This is a genomic window from Spongiimicrobium sp. 3-5 (assembly GCF_046557915.1).
Classification (GTDB): Bacteria; Bacteroidota; Bacteroidia; order Flavobacteriales; family Flavobacteriaceae; genus JBHEBG01.
The window spans coordinates 188,498-206,085 of sequence record NZ_JBHEBG010000002.1 but is presented as its reverse complement, the minus strand read 5'-3'; the positions used below and the strand labels follow the sequence as shown (position 1 = coordinate 206,085).

The 17,588-nt window shown below is 40.6% G+C and carries 11 protein-coding genes; all 11 read right to left on the bottom strand.

The features are described 5' to 3' along the window. Positions 1-31: 31 nt before the first annotated feature. The 11 genes from ACEQ81_RS09050 to ACEQ81_RS09000 all read right to left on the bottom strand — a co-directional run bounded on the left by ACEQ81_RS09050 (position 32) and on the right by ACEQ81_RS09000 (position 17,582). The gene (locus ACEQ81_RS09050; RefSeq protein ID WP_411030558.1) at positions 32-1,567 is read right to left on the bottom strand and encodes a YifB family Mg chelatase-like AAA ATPase; all 1,536 of its coding nucleotides are present in this window, start codon (positions 1,565-1,567) and stop codon (positions 32-34) included. An 87-nt stretch (positions 1,568-1,654) separates the two neighbouring features. Beyond that, positions 1,655-3,457 carry a hypothetical protein gene (locus ACEQ81_RS09045; RefSeq protein WP_411030557.1) on the bottom strand — a complete coding sequence of 601 codons (1,803 nt, stop codon included), beginning with the start codon at positions 3,455-3,457 and terminating at the stop codon, positions 1,655-1,657. A gap of 14 nt (positions 3,458-3,471) precedes the next feature. Continuing rightward, a complete protein-coding gene (locus tag ACEQ81_RS09040) occupies positions 3,472-4,674 on the bottom strand; it encodes a DUF4249 domain-containing protein (RefSeq protein ID WP_411030556.1) in 1,203 nt (400 codons plus the stop codon). A gap of 16 nt (positions 4,675-4,690) precedes the next feature. Next, on the bottom strand, positions 4,691-5,899 hold the full coding sequence (locus tag ACEQ81_RS09035) for a DUF4249 domain-containing protein (RefSeq protein ID WP_411030555.1): 1,209 nt from the start codon (positions 5,897-5,899) through the stop codon (positions 4,691-4,693). 20 nt (positions 5,900-5,919) lie between these two features. Further along, positions 5,920-8,679 (bottom strand): carboxypeptidase-like regulatory domain-containing protein, encoded by a 2,760-nt coding sequence (locus ACEQ81_RS09030; RefSeq protein ID WP_411030554.1) that lies wholly within the window; start codon positions 8,677-8,679, stop codon positions 5,920-5,922. Further along, positions 8,676-9,434 (bottom strand): hypothetical protein, encoded by a 759-nt coding sequence (locus ACEQ81_RS09025; RefSeq protein WP_411030553.1) that lies wholly within the window; start codon positions 9,432-9,434, stop codon positions 8,676-8,678. Before ACEQ81_RS09025 ends, ACEQ81_RS09030 begins: the two co-directional genes overlap by 4 nt. A gap of 186 nt (positions 9,435-9,620) precedes the next feature. Beyond that, on the bottom strand, positions 9,621-12,020 hold the full coding sequence (locus tag ACEQ81_RS09020) for a penicillin acylase family protein (RefSeq protein WP_411030552.1): 2,400 nt from the start codon (positions 12,018-12,020) through the stop codon (positions 9,621-9,623). An 83-nt stretch (positions 12,021-12,103) separates the two neighbouring features. Further along, positions 12,104-14,098 (bottom strand): cytochrome c biogenesis protein CcdA, encoded by a 1,995-nt coding sequence (locus tag ACEQ81_RS09015; protein ID WP_411030551.1) that lies wholly within the window; start codon positions 14,096-14,098, stop codon positions 12,104-12,106. Next, the gene (gene tilS / locus ACEQ81_RS09010) at positions 14,095-15,402 is read right to left on the bottom strand and encodes a tRNA lysidine(34) synthetase TilS (RefSeq protein WP_411030550.1); all 1,308 of its coding nucleotides are present in this window, start codon (positions 15,400-15,402) and stop codon (positions 14,095-14,097) included. The genes ACEQ81_RS09015 and tilS overlap by 4 nt, the downstream gene beginning before the upstream one ends. Positions 15,403-15,415: 13 nt before the next feature. Further along, positions 15,416-16,240, bottom strand: a complete 825-nt coding sequence (locus tag ACEQ81_RS09005) for an alpha/beta hydrolase (protein WP_411030549.1) — start codon at positions 16,238-16,240, stop codon at positions 15,416-15,418. 40 nt (positions 16,241-16,280) lie between these two features. Further along, positions 16,281-17,582, bottom strand: coding sequence for an anthranilate synthase component I family protein (locus ACEQ81_RS09000; protein WP_411030548.1), 1,302 nt, complete (start codon positions 17,580-17,582; stop codon positions 16,281-16,283). Positions 17,583-17,588 lie beyond the last annotated feature (6 nt).

Here is a 17,588-nt window from a genome sequence, read left to right as displayed (position 1 = left end):
AGCAGAAGGTTAAACCCTCAGCTCATAAGATCTACCCCAACCACCCTTCTCTATCCAAACTACGATATTGAATGGCCTCCCCAATATGTTCGCCGTTCACCTCTTGGGAACCGCCAAGATCAGCAATGGTACGGGCTACTTTTAGAATACGGTCATAGGCTCTTGCCGACAGATTGAGCCTTTCCATAGCGCCTTTTAGCAATTCTTTGGAAGCATTATCCAACCTGCAGTATTCCCTAATCTGCTTGGTATTCATTTGGGCATTGTAGTGTACGTTATCGAGTACTTTAAAACGTTCTGTTTGGACTTCTCTTGCCGCTGTTACCCGCTGTCGAATTTCCAAACTACTTTCCCCCTTTCTATCCTCGGACAGTTTTTCAAACGGCACCGGGGTCACCTCTATGTGGATATCGATACGATCTAAAAGCGGACCCGAAATTTTACCCAAATAACGTTGCATTTCCATTGGTGAAGAAGTTACCGGGGCGTTAGGGTCATTAAAATAACCTCCTGGACTAGGGTTCATACTGGCCACCAACATAAAACTACTGGGATAGGTAACTGTAAAACGAGCGCGTGATATGGTAACCTCCCTATCTTCCAACGGTTGACGCATCACTTCCAAAACCCCCCGTTTAAACTCGGGCAGCTCGTCCAAAAAAAGTACGCCGTTATGCGAAAGTGAAATCTCCCCTGGTTGGGGATACGCCCCCCCTCCTACCAAAGCTACGTCGGAAATAGTATGATGAGGACTCCGGAAGGGTCTTTGACTCATAAGTCCCATGTTCTTAACCTTGCCCACCACACTGTGTATTTTAGTGGTCTCTAAGGCCTCATGTAGTGTCATTGGCGGTAAAATGGAAGGCAACCTTTTTGCCAACATTGTTTTTCCGGCGCCTGGCGGACCAATTAAAATAATGTTGTGTCCGCCTGCCGCAGCTATTTCCATACAACGTTTTATACTTTCCTGACCCTTTACATCGGAGAAATCGAACTCCGGAAATTCAAGCTTTTTATAAAATTCTGCGCGGGTATCTATTATGGTTCGCGCTAAGGGAACATCCTTATCAAAAAAATTGATTACTTCTTTGATGTTTTCAACACCAAAAACCTCCAGATTGTTAACTATAGCGGCTTCCCTTACGTTGGCCAGGGGCAAAATAAAACCTTTATAGCCCTCCTCTTGTGCTTTTATGGCTATAGGCAAGGCTCCTTTTATGGGCTGTACACTGCCATCCAAAGACAATTCACCCATAATAATGTACTTATCCATCTCCGGGGATTTAATCTGCCTGGAAGCGGCCAATATGCCCAAGGCCAACGTAAGATCGTACGCAGAGCCTTCTTTGCGCAGATCCGCCGGAGCCATATTTATTGTAATTTTCTTTCCGGGAATCTTGTAACCGTTGTTCTGTAGTGCCGCCGCTATACGGTAGTTGCTTTCTTTTATGGCATTATCGGGTAATCCTACCAAGTGGTAACCTATACCTTTGTCAACGTTTACTTCTATGGTTATTGTAGTGGCTTCTACCCCAAAAACAGCACTACCAAAAGCCTTTGTAAGCATAAAACTGTTCTAACTGGGGGTAAAAATAAGTCTTTATAAAATAATTACATACATATTATAAATTTAATACCATATTTATATATTATGTTATTCTACTTGGATTATTTCCCTTATCGATATGGGTATTCCGTCTTTTGTAAATCCTTCCAAGGCTATTTCATAGTTTCCTGTATTATCCGAAGTAAAAAATTCAAAAGTACTACTGTTGGTATCGAATGTCAGATTGGGTATCCATAGCAATTGGTTTCTAAAATCAGGTATCCGATCGCTTTCGGAATTGGAAGCCTGACTGTACTGCTGCAAAAAATACTGCTTGGCAGGTTGGGGTTTAAACAAGGTGATCTTTTTTATGTGTTCTCCATTTAAAACGGGTTTATAATCACCGTTGATCGTTTCTATGGCCACCATTCCCTGAAAGGTATGGGCGCCTATTCTAAATTTTTCTCGTAACAATGCAACTTTATCAACTTTTTTGGAATTGTAGTTCACCAAATCGTTATGGGCCTGCACCAAGAAACCATCTACAACCACTAAGGGCAGTATGCCGGTATCTATAAAGGGATCGTAACCCCGAACCTGAAACATAAATGCTCCGCCACCAACTCTTTTAAACCACACATGGTCTATTATTTCTACCATAGTTTCCCTAAGGGTCTTAAAACGGGTATAATCGTCCAAATCATAGACTTCTACAAAGTTCCTGTAAAAAGGTATGGACTCTTCCAAGGGTGTCAAGGTATTGGCTTTTTGTTCTATGTAAGCATTTTCCACCTGATTAAAAATACTCCGTTCTAGTATTTGTTCTTTCATTTCAGCATTTATCCTTAGTTCCTTAAAGGACAAATTGTTATGATCAAAAGAACCATGGGTATCCAAACTAAGCGTATACTGGTCCCTATCCTCTCCCAAAACCTCAACAATAGCTTCTACCCCAGAATATGTTTTATCTAGATTTAGGAAGAATTTTCCCTGACTGTTAGTATTGCCCACTTGCACTATAAAGTCGTCCCCAGGAATAGCTACAGCCACTCGCTTATTTGCTGCTGGTGTATTGTTTTCCTTAAGAAGTACTGTTCCGGATATGAGTTCCCCCCTAAGTTCCGGGAGATAAATTTCTTTGTCAACAACAGCTTGTGTTGCCCCATTTTGATTTAATTTTTTGGAGAAACCTTCTGCTGTAAGCTTTTCGCCATGTTCTAAATGATCTAGCTTTCTTACCGAAAGTGAATAGTTGCCATGTACATTCCCGCTTCCAATCTTGTCTATGGTAACCCTTACCAGGCTTCTGGAAGCATAGGTTCCTTTGTCAGTGCTTAGCGACAAATACTGGTTTGTTTTCCTTTTGGGTAATATAACCTCGGGCGTAACTAAGGGTTTAACTGAGGGGGTTGAATCCATCAAGGCTGAAGGAAGGGTGTTATCTTTTTTAGCTAGGATCGCCGACTGGTTTTCCAAATATGGGTTGATAATACCTATATCGTCCTGAAAAAAGTAGGCCTGTCCTTCGTTTTTCATCCAATTGGTATAGCCTATCAATTTATAATTCCCCGAAGGAATATCCGTAGGAACTAAAAAGTCGCCATAACCAAGTCCGGAATCTAATTTCACTTTATGCGAAAATACCGTGTTTCCATTTTCACCTATTAAGGCTACATAGCCCATTTTGCTAAGACTGCTTAAACGCTTTGTTTTTGCGGTTAAACCATATACTTTATAGTAGAGTCGTTCCCCTGCAAACAACAAAGTAGTATTGTGATGCACAAAAACAGTCTCTTTGGGGATGTTATTGACCCCTGCAAGATCTTGATCTAGTTTTACAGAGGTTTGGGCATAGGACAAGGTGATAGATCCTAATACGCCTATGATTCCTAAAACTATTATTCTTCTCATACTATACAATTATATTATTCTATCCAAAACTCTGGTATTTCTGTTTTTCCAAGTACTGTACAATCGCCACATACCCTTGGAACTATTTCGTGTGGGCCTGTTGTTGATCCGGGCGCAGAATTAGAACCTACATAACGAACCAAGTTAGCAACAACCTGGTTCCTTAACACGCATACCGGCGGATTGCCTCTTGTAAGCGGTGGTGAACTTCTTGCACATGGATCTGCATAGGGAGGCAGTGGTTCGCCCGGAAAGAAATCGTCATAATTAAAGAAAATACGTTCCTCGGTCACTGAGGCCACATCAAAATAACCTAGTACCTTTTCGTTAGAACTCTCCACAGAAAAGACATTACCGGCCAAAAAACCAGGTTGGGTCTCCGAAAAAAGACTCTCCGATCCGGAGAAGTCGCGCAAGGTTTCAAAAAATGTATAAGCCTCGTTAGACTGTACCAGTTGCCTAACCATTATACTATACCTATGTGTAATGATATAGTTGTTTCGGTTTATAAACCTTACCAGAAAACGGCTTACCCTGTCCTCATTAAGGTCATTGGTATCTGTTAGGATGATATCGCGGGAAACATCTGTGGTAAAGCAGGTTTCCTGATCCGTGGTCCGGGGAACGACAAGTACGTTACAATCGGGATTTGGGCCAGGAATCAAATCATCGGGTGTCCAATCGGGCGCAATTATTTTATAGGTTTCTGCAAACTCATACCTATAATTTTTGGAACTATCGGTAGGGTCAAAACTATCCACAAACAAGGCCATGCCCTCATCACCATCATCATTTACGATACGCTCGGCATATAGATTGTCTATTTGTGTAACCGCCGTCAGCTGTACCATATCCGAGGTATAGGTTCTACCGGTATTTGTTGTTAGCTGCAATTGATAACTTCTGCCTGGTGCCGCTGCAAATGGTGATGTAGAAAGGTATCGTCCGGGTGATTCTTCGGCGAATGTATATTGATTCTGAGTATCGTCTACCACGCTAACATTTGCACCGCTCTCTGGAGCGGGACCATCATCTTCTATTCTAAAAGAGCGACTCAAAAAAATTTCTTGTTGTTTCATTTCGTTGGTAATGGTAGCATCTATAACCAGCGCACTCTCAAAAGTTTCTGTTTTTGCATCAAAAGGTTCTACACAACTATGGGCCATTAAAACAATGGTAACGAAACAACCCAGATATGTTTTTCTTAAATGCATCATTTTAAAAATATTTCTGCTACTCCACCCAAAATTCTGGCACTTCAATCGCTCCTAACACCGTACAGTCGCCACATACCCTTGGTACTACCTTATGTGGTCCTTCTCCCAATCCCGCATCGTCATTACTCGTTAGGTACCTAATTTGATTGTTGGCAACAAATACGCTCAGTACGCAGCTTCCACTCCTAGAAACCAAAGGAGGGGCGCTATCATTGCATGGGTCTATGTACGGGGGTAAATCTTCTCCTGGGAAAAAATCCGCATAATTAAAAAATAACCTCCGCTCAACTACCGAGGCAATATCAAAATACCCCAAGACCTTTTCATCTCTATTATCAACGGAAGTAACGTTACCTGCAAAAAAACCTGGTTGCGTCTCCGAAAAGAGGCTTTCCGAACCCGAAAAATCTCGTAATGTCTCAAAAAAAGTAAATGCCTCTGGTGATTGTACAAATTGCTTAACAAGAATGGTATACCTATGGGACATAATGTAATTGTTCCTGTTTATAAACCGCACAGGAAAACGGGTAACCCTATCTTCTGTAAATGAATTGGTGCTTGTAATTATAATACTGTTGGACAAATCAGTAGTATAACACGTCCGTTCCTCGGTCTGTCTTCTTTCTATCTTTACCCCGCAAGGAACTGTAGTATCCAAAAACAAATCACTTGGGCCCCATCTTGGAGCTATTATCCTATAGGTTTCCTCGTACTTATAACGATAATACTGAGAATTGCCGGAAGGATCGAAGCTATCCACAAATATGGCCATGCCTTCCACTCCGTTATCGTTTGTAATGCGTTCCGCATACATGTTATCTATCTGAGTGGTAGCGGTAAGTCTTGTAGGGGTAGATGTATAAGCTCTACCATCATTTGTGGTAACGGACAACACATACTCCCTATTGGGTTCGGCTGCGAATGGTGCGGTAGCACTATAGGTTCCCGGGGCAGTTTCTTCAAAAAGGTAAGTATTTTGTGTATCATCGGTGATACTTACCGATGCTCCACTTTCAGTAATTGGGCCGTCCTCTTCAAAGCGAAACGTTCTACTGAGCAAAATTTCATGAGCCTTTAACTCGTTGGTTATGGTAGCCTCTATCACTAAAGCGCTTTCAAAAGTCTCCGTTTTTGGTTCAAAAGGTTCGGTACAATTTTGGCATGCCCAACCAATTGCCAAAATCAGTATGATTTTACTTAAATTATTTGTCTTAAAACTGGTCATCTATAGTTACCCCTTACAGGCTAAAATTTAAAATTATACGTGATGGTTGGTACGGGAATGGAAAAAATAGAACTTTGAAATGCCTTCAGCTCCCCGTTCTCCGTTACAAAAAATACTGAATAAGGGTTGTTTCTACCCAAAACGTTATAGATAGAGAAGTTCCAAAAGCTATGTGCGAACTTCTTTATTTTATGATTCCCTTCCATATTAAAACTAAGGTCCAATCGGTAGTAATCGGGTATTCTAAATTGATTTCTATCGCTATAGAACACAAACTCTGCATTATTAAAGGTATAACTGCCTATAGGAAAAGTTACCGGTCTGCCGGTCTGGTATACAAAATTGGCCGATGCACTAAAACGCCTTGTAAACTTATAGTTGGCAACAAGACTTACATCGTGGGGTTTGTCAAAGTTTGATGGAAAATAGTCCCCGCTATTGACCCGTTCTTCACTAAACTCGCTATCCAATTTCACAAAGGAACGCGAATAGGTATACCCAAGCCAACCGTTTAAGCGGCCTTCGGGTTTCTTTATCAAAAATTCTATACCATAGGCTTTTCCATCGCCCTGTAAAACTTCGGTCTCAATTTCCTCATTGAGCAATAATTGGGCTCCTACTTTAAAATCCAGAATGTTCTTGGATCGTTTGTAATAACCTTCTAGACTAAGCTCATACATATTACCGTTGAAATTCTTGTACAGTCCGAGTGAAACCTGATTGGCCTCTTGCGGATCTATATTCAAATCCGAAAGTTTCCAAGTATCCGTAGGGGAAACCGTGGTATTGCTAGACAGCGTATGGATGTACTGAAAGGTATTGTTGTAACTGGCCTTAACAGAAAAATCGGGACCTAATAAGTACCTTGCAGATACTCTTACCTCCGGGCCACCGAAAGTTTCTATGATCTCGTTTTTATCAAACTCTTGCGTTTCCACAAAAGTACCGCTGTTTAAAGGGCCTCCTTCTTCATAGATTCTTTGTGAGGATGCACCGAGAGCGGCATATACGGAATAACGGAGTCCGGCATCTATCAATAGCTTGTCGTTAACCGTATAGCTGTCCGAAATAAAGGCAGCGGACTCTAACCCCCTTTCTTCCGGAATGGCCAGGGGTGTAACAATAGACTCCGGCCCTTCCGGATCTATATTGCCAGGATCTACCTGGTACAGTTTAGTAGATATACCATAATCTATAGTATGCTCATTGCTATAGAGAAACTTCATTTTTAATTTAAATTCCGTTTCATTGATCTTGTACCCCAAATCGAAATCGTTGTCAGATTCCCCGTCAAATCCAATATTAAACCGGTACTCGCTATTTGACAGAATGGCGCTTGCCGTGTTTTTTTCGTTAAATTTATGGTCCCACTCTAAGGAGAGCAGCCTATTGCTGTAATTAAATATAGAGTCTGAAGTAATACTGAACTCGTCCCTACTGTAATAACCCGTGGCCCTAATATCATTGTTCTCGTTTATTTGGTGGTTGTATTTAGCAACTACATCATAAAAACTGGCCTTACTGTTGTTTAAGGACTCATCATCCAAGGATCTAAGTATCCAATCGGAATACGTGGCCCTACCCCCAACGAGAAGTGCAGATTTACCCTTAATTATTGGTGTTTCCAAGGTAATATTACTAGTTACCGGCCCTATAGAGGCTTCGCCCCCAAATTTCTCAGTATTAGCATCTTTTGTAGAAATATCGAAAACAGAGGACAGTCGTCCCCCAAATTCTGAAGGGATACTTCCTTTATAAATGTTTACGGCACCTGAAGTAAAGGGGTTCAATGCAGAAAATATACCGAAGAAATGAGACGGATTATAAATTACCGCATTATCCAATAAAATTAAATTCTGATCCGTTCTCCCCCCGCGTACATTATACCCGGCAGCACCTTCCCCTGCATTTGAGATTCCGGGAAGTGTTATTGCCGTTTTTAGTATATCTCGCTCTCCCAATACCAAAGGAATGGTTTTTATTTCCTCCACTGCTATTTGAGTAACACCGGTAATGGCCTGTTCAACATTACGTGCTTTATTGCCTTCCACTACCACTTCGTCCAGGGCTTCAAAATCTTCGTTTAGATTAAGGTTAAGCTCCCCGTCATTATAAATGATTACTCGCAATCTCGAAGTCTCTATGCCTAAGGCACTGGTTTCAAGAGTATTTAATCCTGCTGGTAATTCAATTTTATAAAATCCATTATTGTCCGTTGAAGTACCTGCTCTAGAACCTATTACGACAACTGCAAGATCAGCAATGGGCTCTCCTGTTTTAATATTCTTTACCACCCCACTCAGCGTGTACCTTCGTTGTCTGCTATTCTTATTCTCCTTTCCTATCCTAAAGGTTTCTACCCTTCTGCGCTCCTGGGCTTGCTGTTCATTATAAAAGAGGGGGTTTATTTTTATTTCCTCCTCTTGTTCTACCACTTGCTCTTCTTTACCAAAGAAATCTTCCGGAAGGCTGTCGTAAATAACATTATTACGTGTTAAAATAATTTGGCTGCCATTTAAAACATAAAAGTTAATGACCGTATCCTTAAATAAGGTATCTAACACATCGTTGATGTCGGCATTATCATAACTACCAGATATTCTTCGGTCTCCCAGCCAATCCTTTTGGAAATAAAAACGAAAATCCGATATTTCCTCAATTTGTCTTATTACTTCGGAAGTGGTCGCATTGTCGAAAGAAAGGGATATTTTTGGTAAGTTCTCTTGCGCTACCATTAGGTTAAGGCCCAATAGTAAAACTGTGGTTAAAAATTTCTTCATTCGGTTACTTGGTTATTTTTTCCGGAAATCAGAATATCGATCCGGTTCATCAAAGAGAGGGTAAACTTATCGGGATCCGAGTTTCGTAATGATCTTACCCTTTCATAAAAAGCGTCTATTTCCTTTTTGTATTCCGGAAATATCTCAATAACATCCTTTTTCTTGGAAATGGAGTAGTAGGTGTTGTTATATAATAGGACGAACACACCTCTGATATCTACAAATTCAAAATATATCTTTCGTTGGTCTTTGCGATTAAAATCCTTCTTACGATGTTTTTTAAACAACGTAAAGGCGCTACTGTTATTCATTACTTCGTAAAATTCGGAAAGTGTTTTTTCTTCACTATCCTTAGCATTAAGTTTTACAAAGCGATGTCCGTCAATAACAAACGCATCAACTTTATCTTTTATTAATTTTAATGTAATGCCTCCCAATCTATTGGGGAGTTTAAGAAGTACGTCTTCATCAAACACATCAAACTTCAACTCCAGATCATAATAGGTCTGACCATCATATGTTACGCTACCGGGCAAAAACTCCCTACTTAGAAAAAACTTGGTCTTTTCATTGATCATCCGATATTTTTCATCATAGACCACACCATTTACCAGTCCGGTATTTTCCATCCCCACGGCTTCATCGAACCAGAGGTAATGGTCTTTATCATTATTTATTGACTGACTTTGGGAGAACTTCGGAAGAAAAAAAAGGATGCTAAAAAAGAAGCATACCGCTAAACTATTATTTACCATAAAACCCACGAATTCAAAGGAGTGATTATTTTGATTGAATCTCAACTATCGGGAACTAAAGTTATGGAATAATGTAGTCTTTTCTTACTATTTTACGAAATAATTCCAAATTAACATTTGTTGCGGCAGGCCTTATAAAACCAATAACTTGCCAGACCCGTCTTTATGGGAAATGTAGTCCGTAAATCATCTCTCCTTATTGGGTACAAAAACCAATACATCTTTCGCTTTTTCTTGAATTTCCCTTTTGTTGAGCATCATTTTTCGAAATTCTCCCTGAACATACATTTCTGCCTGATCATCATAATGGGAACTAAACGGGTTACCGGATTGTCCTGTAGGTAAAATGCTGATAGCGTTCTCTATATCCGAGAAATCTATTATTCTTCGGGTAGACGGACCTCCACTTACTTTATACTGTCCGCTTTCATCATAGGGAAAGGCCAAATTATTGATAACCTCCCTAGAGCCGCCTATAGGAAAGGGCCCTACATTGAAAAAAGATCTAAGGGCCTCCACCTGTCCCATAGGGTGCCCATGCTCTATCGTATGCACCTTGTTCCATGTCCATTGCGACTTATCCGGACCCAAATCCTTGTTCAGTGATTCCAGGGCTTGTATAAAGGCTTTATGGATAATGTCTTGCTGTGTTTCTACCTTATCTTCGGTATTGATATCGTCCCACCACACCGAGTTCTCCTTGGCCGACAACGGGTCTATTAATCGTTTGTGAAAATGGGTCTTTAAAAACTGCTTAAAACGATCTTCCCCCATTTCATCCAAAAAGGTATTCTTAAGAAAATAGTAAATCCATCTATGAAAAATAACAGCTTCCATACTTTCCAAAGGGTAATCGCCCTGCCATGCACTTAAATCATCCAATACCTTAATTTCCGTATCCGAAAGCTCTGTTAGTATTACTGATTTTGCCAGATTGGTAACAATACCCGGGTTAATGGGAGAGGTATTATCTGTTATCATATTGCTTACACCTTCTTTGTCCCAATCATTTTTTGGAGCTAGTAAGGCTACGATACGCTTTGCCCTATTTTCTGGCAAGTAGTACCCGGGGTACAACATCCCGGCAATAGAATCGGGCTGGTTGTTTGCAGAGTACACATAGTTCCAAGGTGGATTTATGGCTTGGGGGTTTTCTGAAAAATCTAGATGCCTGCGAGGCTTTATGGTGTTTGAATCAATAGGTATAATGAATTTGGTATGTACGCTATCTGGTATTTGATAAAGTTTTGCCGTAGCCCACCATGCAATATTACCTTCTACATCCCCGTACATAATGTTTAGTCCGGGTGCATGGATATTTGCAATTGCCTGTTGAAATTCGTCAATGTTTTGTGCGTGACTCATCCCATATATGGCTTCCATGAGTTTATTTTCCGCGTTAGTGTAAACCCATGACATACTAATGGGGCTTTGCTGGGTTATTTGATCCGCGATACCATTTAAAACCGGCCCTCGATCTGTCTTCTTGTAGGAAAAACTTACGCTGTCGCCATCCTTTACCTTGATCGTTTTTGTGACTATCTGATAGGATTCCCAGCCACTTTCGGTTTTATATTTGGTGCTATCCATAGGATGCTGGGTCTCATAATAGAAGTCTATATCATCATTCTCGAACATGGTAAGCCCGTATGCCAAGCTACGATCATGGCCCAATAAAGGAAAGGGCACCCCGGCAATATGATATCCGTATTTTTCATATCTAGGGGTACTTACATGTGCTTCATACCATACGGCAGGTTGCGCAAATTCGATATGTGGATCATTGGCAAGTATTACTTGTCCATTTTTAGTTTTATCAGGGCCCAATACCCAGCTATTACTGCCAACGAACAAAGGTACGGGCAGTTCGTCCAAAGCATTGGCCACCAAATCGGAAATTGTATTCTTTAGTGTGTCGGGTTCCTGATTGTAATTTTTAATCCAAGTAGTGTTGGGGTCAACATCAATTTCCAAATCCTTTAAATATGCACTACCCAAATTCTCTTTAATGTCCGTAAGCAGGGGATCTGTTTTAAAGGCCATTGCAAAACTAAAACCCATGTACCCCATAGTATTATAAATATCATCCAGGGTAAAAGGTCTTTTTTCTATTCCGGTAAGGTAAAATTCTATCGGTGTGGGTCCTTCTGCAATAAATTGATTGATTCCGTCCAGATAGGCCTGGGACAATTGCACCATTACACTGCTCTTGTCCAAATCTGCTACCGTTTCTTTTGTGGCCTCATCTATTCCCAGGGATAAAAAGAATTGATCTGTGCGGACCATATCCTTGCCAAAAACTTCGGAAAGTTCTCCTTTGGCAATTCTTCGTAACAGTTCCATCTGCCATAATCGGTCTTGCGCATGCACATAACCCAGGGTTCTAAAAGCATCGGGTTCATTTTTTGCATATATATGGGGAATTCCAAAAGTATCGTAGTATGTCTTTACCTCCTGGGCTAATTTGGGCATCGGTTTTTCACCGCTATATGTTGGCTTAAGAGTCTGAATGAAAATACCAAGGATCAAGGCAAAAACTCCTAATATGGCAAGGAGTATCCATAGCACTTTTTTAATTTTTTTCATTTTGGGTATTGTGGGGGTTTCTGTTGAACGATACTAAAGATAGTTCTATTTTGGAGATTAAAAAAAAAGTAAAACAATGGTTTTTATTTTTTCAATAAGGCCGATTGAAGCATAATATCGTTATGACCTTTTAATCCTTTCAACAGCCAAGCCCTATAGGCGTCTTTATCCGTATACTGAACGGCGTAATTAAGCACTTCAAGATCTGGGGATAGCAAAACATAATACGGTTGTGACGCCGCTCCAAAATTTAGTGTCTGAAACGTGCCCCATTTCTGCCCTATGGTTTCTATGGTCTTAATCCTTCCGGAATTGTACTCAAAATTAAAGCGTTCATTTTCGGGAAGTTTGTTCCTATCGTCCACGTATAGGGATATCAGTACATAATCCTCTTTTAGCAAAGGAAAGATATCCGGTTCGCTCCACACGTTTTCTTCCATTTTTCGGCAATTTACACAGGCCCACCCCGTAAAATCGAGCAAAATAGGTTTATTCACCGCTTTGGCATGGGCCAGGCCCGTTTCAAAATCCTTAAAGCAATCGATACCCAATGGGCAATCGCTCTCTTGTGTTGCTATGGTATAAAAATCTGGTGGTAAGAAACCATAAAGTTTTAAATCCACGAGTTTAAAACTCCCCAATACCAAATAAAGGGCGAACAGGCTACTTAAAAGCCCTACGCCTATTCGGGTATAAGATGGTCTGGTCTTTGGACCATCGTGCGGAAATCTAAAAAAGCCGAAGAGGTAGAGTGCCAACAATACAAAAAGTACAATCCATATTCCTAAAAACACTTCACGTTTTAGGATGTCCCAATGACCTACCAAATCTGCATTGGACAAGAATTTAAAGGCAAGGGCAAGCTCCAAAAAGCCAAGAACCACTTTTACCGTGGTCATCCACCCGCCAGATTTGGGAAGGGAATTCAGCCAAGCAGGGAACAGGGCAAAAAGTGCAAAAGGTAATGCCAGTGCAGCCCCAAAACCAAGCATTCCTGCAGTTAGGTTAGTAGCTACGCTACCCTCTGCCAAGGTAGTACTCCCCAAAAGCCCCCCTAGGATAGGACCTGTACACGAAAAGGATACTATAGCCAAAGTAACAGCCATAAAAAAGACGCCTATAACCCCACCGCTTTTGGAAGAGGCTACATCCATTTTATTGGCCCAGGAATTGGGCAAGGTTAATTCATAGTAACCAAAAAAGGAAAATGCAAAGAATACAAAAATCAGGAAGAAAGCGATATTCAACCAAATATTGGTAGCTATGGTATTTAGTATTTGCGGATCTACGGAATCGAACAGATGAAAGGGTAAGCTAAGTAAGAAATAGATAAGCACAATAAAAAATCCATAGAGTATGGCATTGGTTACCCCTTGGGCCCTATTCTGAGATTGTTTGGTGAAAAACGATACGGTAAGGGGAATCATGGGAAAAACACAGGGTGTCAGTAGCGCAATCAACCCACCCAGTAACCCCAATGCAAATATCATCCACAAATCTGAAGTGCCATTAACCACTTCATTTCCTCCCTCATGTAATTTTTGCTTGTTCTTTAAATTTAGTTTTAAAGCCTCGCCTAACAGGGCGCTACGCTCATCTACGGTTTTTATTTCTTCGGTTATGGCACCGCCATCCAATGAAAAACTAAAATCGATATCCTTTGGAATACAGACTTCTTTACAAACCTGATAGAACAAGTTTACATCTACTTGGGATAGGTCTGCCTTCAACAATTTTATCCTTTGGGTAAAAACCGCCTTATCCCTAAAGAAAACTTCATCGACTTCAAAAATATCACTGTATTCGGTTATTGTCTCACTTTCATTTGTTTTGCCAACAAGTTCATAATCCACGCCGGCATTGGCAAAGGTGAATTCGCTGGGCAAGGATCCTCCTACGGGAGTCTTTTGGGAGTACACGTGCCACTCGTCTAGAATCTTCGCTTCAAAAACGAGGTCGTATTCCGTGTCCGAAACTTGTTTTACACTATGTGTCCAAGCTACCGGATCGTCCTCTGTTTGGGAAAACCCAGAGGTAATGGCAAAAACCACTAGTATATAATGAATAAAATTCCTCATTCTTCCAAGGTAAATTTTAAAATACTTTTCGTCTTCTCGGTAATACTATAACGACGGTCAGATCGTCTTCCGATGATCCATACTATTTGGCCCCCAGAACACAAAAACCACTGTTCTTCTTTGGCAATGGTATCCATTTTCTGGTCTTTAAAAAATTTAGAGACCTTCTTTCTGCCCTGCATTCCGAAAGGATAAAAATAGTCGCCTTTTCGCCATTTTCTTACCGTTAGTGGATACTTTAACGTTTCTTTATCTACATATAGTATCTTTTGGGACGTATTCGTAATATTAAGAACGGGCTTTATCGTTAACTTCAATGGCCAATTTAGCTTATCTAAATGTTCCTCAATTTTAAACTCAGAATCATCCAAAGGCATTAGCTTTTGTAGCAACAAATGCCGACGATCTTTAAGCAACCTATGTGTTTTGGAGCGTACTTCCTTACCACTGGTAGCTTTAAGAAGACCTTGTACGTCTTCCCATTCGGTAAATCCGTAATCTTTAAAGAGTGCATAAATATAACCCTTAAGCGGTTTTAATGTTAAAACGGAATCGATTGCTATTTTAATGACACCTTTGTTTTCTTTAAATATTTTCGCTTTTAGCTTCGCTATATCATTTCCGGCAATTTCCGATGTCTGTTGTAAAAACTCTTTGGTATTCAAGAAATTATCCAAGAAGGTAGGGTGTAATTCTTTTAATTTCGGGACAATCTCGTGCCTAATTTTGTTTCTCAGGTATTTGGTGTCCGTATTGCTACTATCCTCTTGCCATGCCAAACCTTCTTTATTGGCATATTGTACAATTTGGTTTCGTGAAAAAGGCAGTAATGGTCGCGCTACAGAATCTGTCAAGGCTGGAATTCCAGAGAGTCCGTCTATACCGGTGCCCCTAGATAGGTTAATCAAAAAAGTTTCAAGATCATCATCGGCCTGGTGGGCAGTAAGTACTCTGGAATACTTGTACTTCTGCATCAATTCGGAAAACCACTGATAACGTAATTCCCTAGCTGCCATTTGTACTGACACTTTATTTAAATCGACATAACTATTTGTATCAAAAGTAGTTGTGTGAAATTTTTTACCCAATACTTTCGATAACTCTTCCACAAATTGCCCATCGGCATCACTTGCTGCGCCCCGTAGTTTAAAATTACAATGGGCAATACTAAAATCTAAATTTAACCTACTACATAGATGGGCAAGTACAACGCTGTCTACTCCCCCGCTACAGGCTAACAAAAATGCTTCTTCTTGCAGGAAGGGAAATGTATTTTTAATATGATTTTCAAAATCTTTCAGCACCGCGTAAAGGTACTTAATGTTGTTGCTGCAACCAACTCTCAACGGTTTTCATCATCGCTTCTTTACAAAGATCGTTATGCAGCTCGTGATAACCTCCTTCAAACAATTGCAAAGTTGTGGTGCTAGCTTTCTTATGGAACGATACGGTAGCACGGTGATCGATCAACCTATCTCCGGTACCGTGCAATAGTAGTGTCTTTGTTTGCAGATTATGCGCATTGGCTATGGCCCACTCCCCCGCGTCCATAATAGGAAAAGAAAACATAGGGCTTACTTTATCGTGTACCAACGGATCTGTTTTATAGCTTTCGGTTTCTTCTGGGATTCTGGAAATCGTTGTAGGATCCAATCCGGATGGCAAGGTAAAGGAAGGCATTAGTTTAAGCATGGCTTTACCCAGTACCATTTTCCAGAGCGGCGGTTTAAAGGCTAGCCTAAGGTAAGGACTGGTAGCAACGATCCCTTTATAATTGGCCGTTCTACGCAGGGCATGGTTTAGAACAAGATTTCCGCCCATGCTATGACCGTATAAAAACAAGGTTGTATCTGGGAAAATAGTTTCGGTTTTCACTATTAGGATGTCCAAAATATCCAATAAGGCCTCATAACTGGGACAGTGCCCTCTTTTGCCATCAGATTTTCCATGTCCAATATTGTCATAACTCACCACAGCAAGGGAAGATTGTAAAAGCATGGGGACTATGTTGTTATCATAGCGACCAGAATGTTCACCGAAACCGTGCACCAATAGTACCACCCCTTTTATTACTTGGGGTTGAATAAATTTTCCAAAGATTTGTTTACCCTCAAATTGAATTTTAAATGCTTTATTTTTCATTATTAAAGGTATTGATCTGATCTATTTTGATAGCATCATGTTAGTTTTCCAATACCTCTCGCATGGCCTTGGCTTTCAACAGGCATTCCTCATACTCTTTTTCTGGTGAAGCCAAAGCGGTAATAGCGCTACCCACCGAAAAAGACACATATTTTTGGGTGGCATTGTACACAATGCTTCGGATTACCACATTAAAATCAAAATCGCCCTCTGGTGTAAAATAACCCACGGCACCACTGTAAAGGCCACGTTTGGTAGCTTCCAAGGCTTCTATAATTTTCATAGCAGAGACCTTGGGGGCACCGGTCATACTTCCCATTGGAAAACACTGTTTAATAATTTCCACAGGCATAGTGGCCTTTGTAGTTCTTGCCGAAATTGTGGATATCATTTGATGTACCTGTTTAAAAGAATACACTTTACATAACTCCTCAACGGTTACCGAACCTTTTACCGCATTTTTGGACAAATCATTGCGTACCAAATCTACGATCATAACATTTTCTGCCCTTTCCTTGGTATCTTTTCCTAAGTCTTCTTTAAGTTTTTCATCCTCAATAAGGTCTGCAGATCTCCTAGCTGTGCCTTTAATGGGTTGGGAAATTAGTAAGTCACCCTTTTTTTTGAGAAACCGCTCGGGAGAGGCAGATAACAGATATTTATCTCCCATCTTAAGAAAAGTGGCAAAGGGCGCTTGTGAAATTAGATTTAACTTCTTGTAGGTGGCCAAAGGATCTATGGTAGTGTCGGTAGCATAGAACTCCTGACAAAAATTAGCCTCATAAATATCGCCCCTGTGTATATGGCTAAGCATTTTATCCACTCTGCTAAAGTAATCGTCCTTAAATATGCGCAATTTAATATGAATGGGCTGTTTTGTGTTCCTTGTAATTTCGTCCTTGACCGTCATAAATTTGGATATGCTGACGAAATCCCCATGTATATCTTCCTCCACCAAATTGAGGTACAAGAATTCCAAGGTGTTGCCCTTAAGCCGTATGATTTTTTTAGGTTGATAAAAGTACAGATCGGGAAGTTGCAATCCGTCAAAATTGGAAGATGAAAGATTTTCTACATCATTCTTCAAGTCATAGGACAAATAGCCAAAGATCCAATCCTTGGTTTCTAATTGGTAGGCCGCCAGATCTTCAAAAGCGTTTTCGGCATCTGTAACCATCGCAGTTAGTGCATCCACTGCTATCAGCGCATCAAAAGAACCATATTGGTCTTTATGACCGTTGCTGTCTAGCCATGTTACATCGTAATACGGTTGCGCCCATTGCAATAGGGCATCCTTAACCAATTCCTTGTCCGAGATCTCAAAAGTTGCCTTTTTTCGCAAGGTATG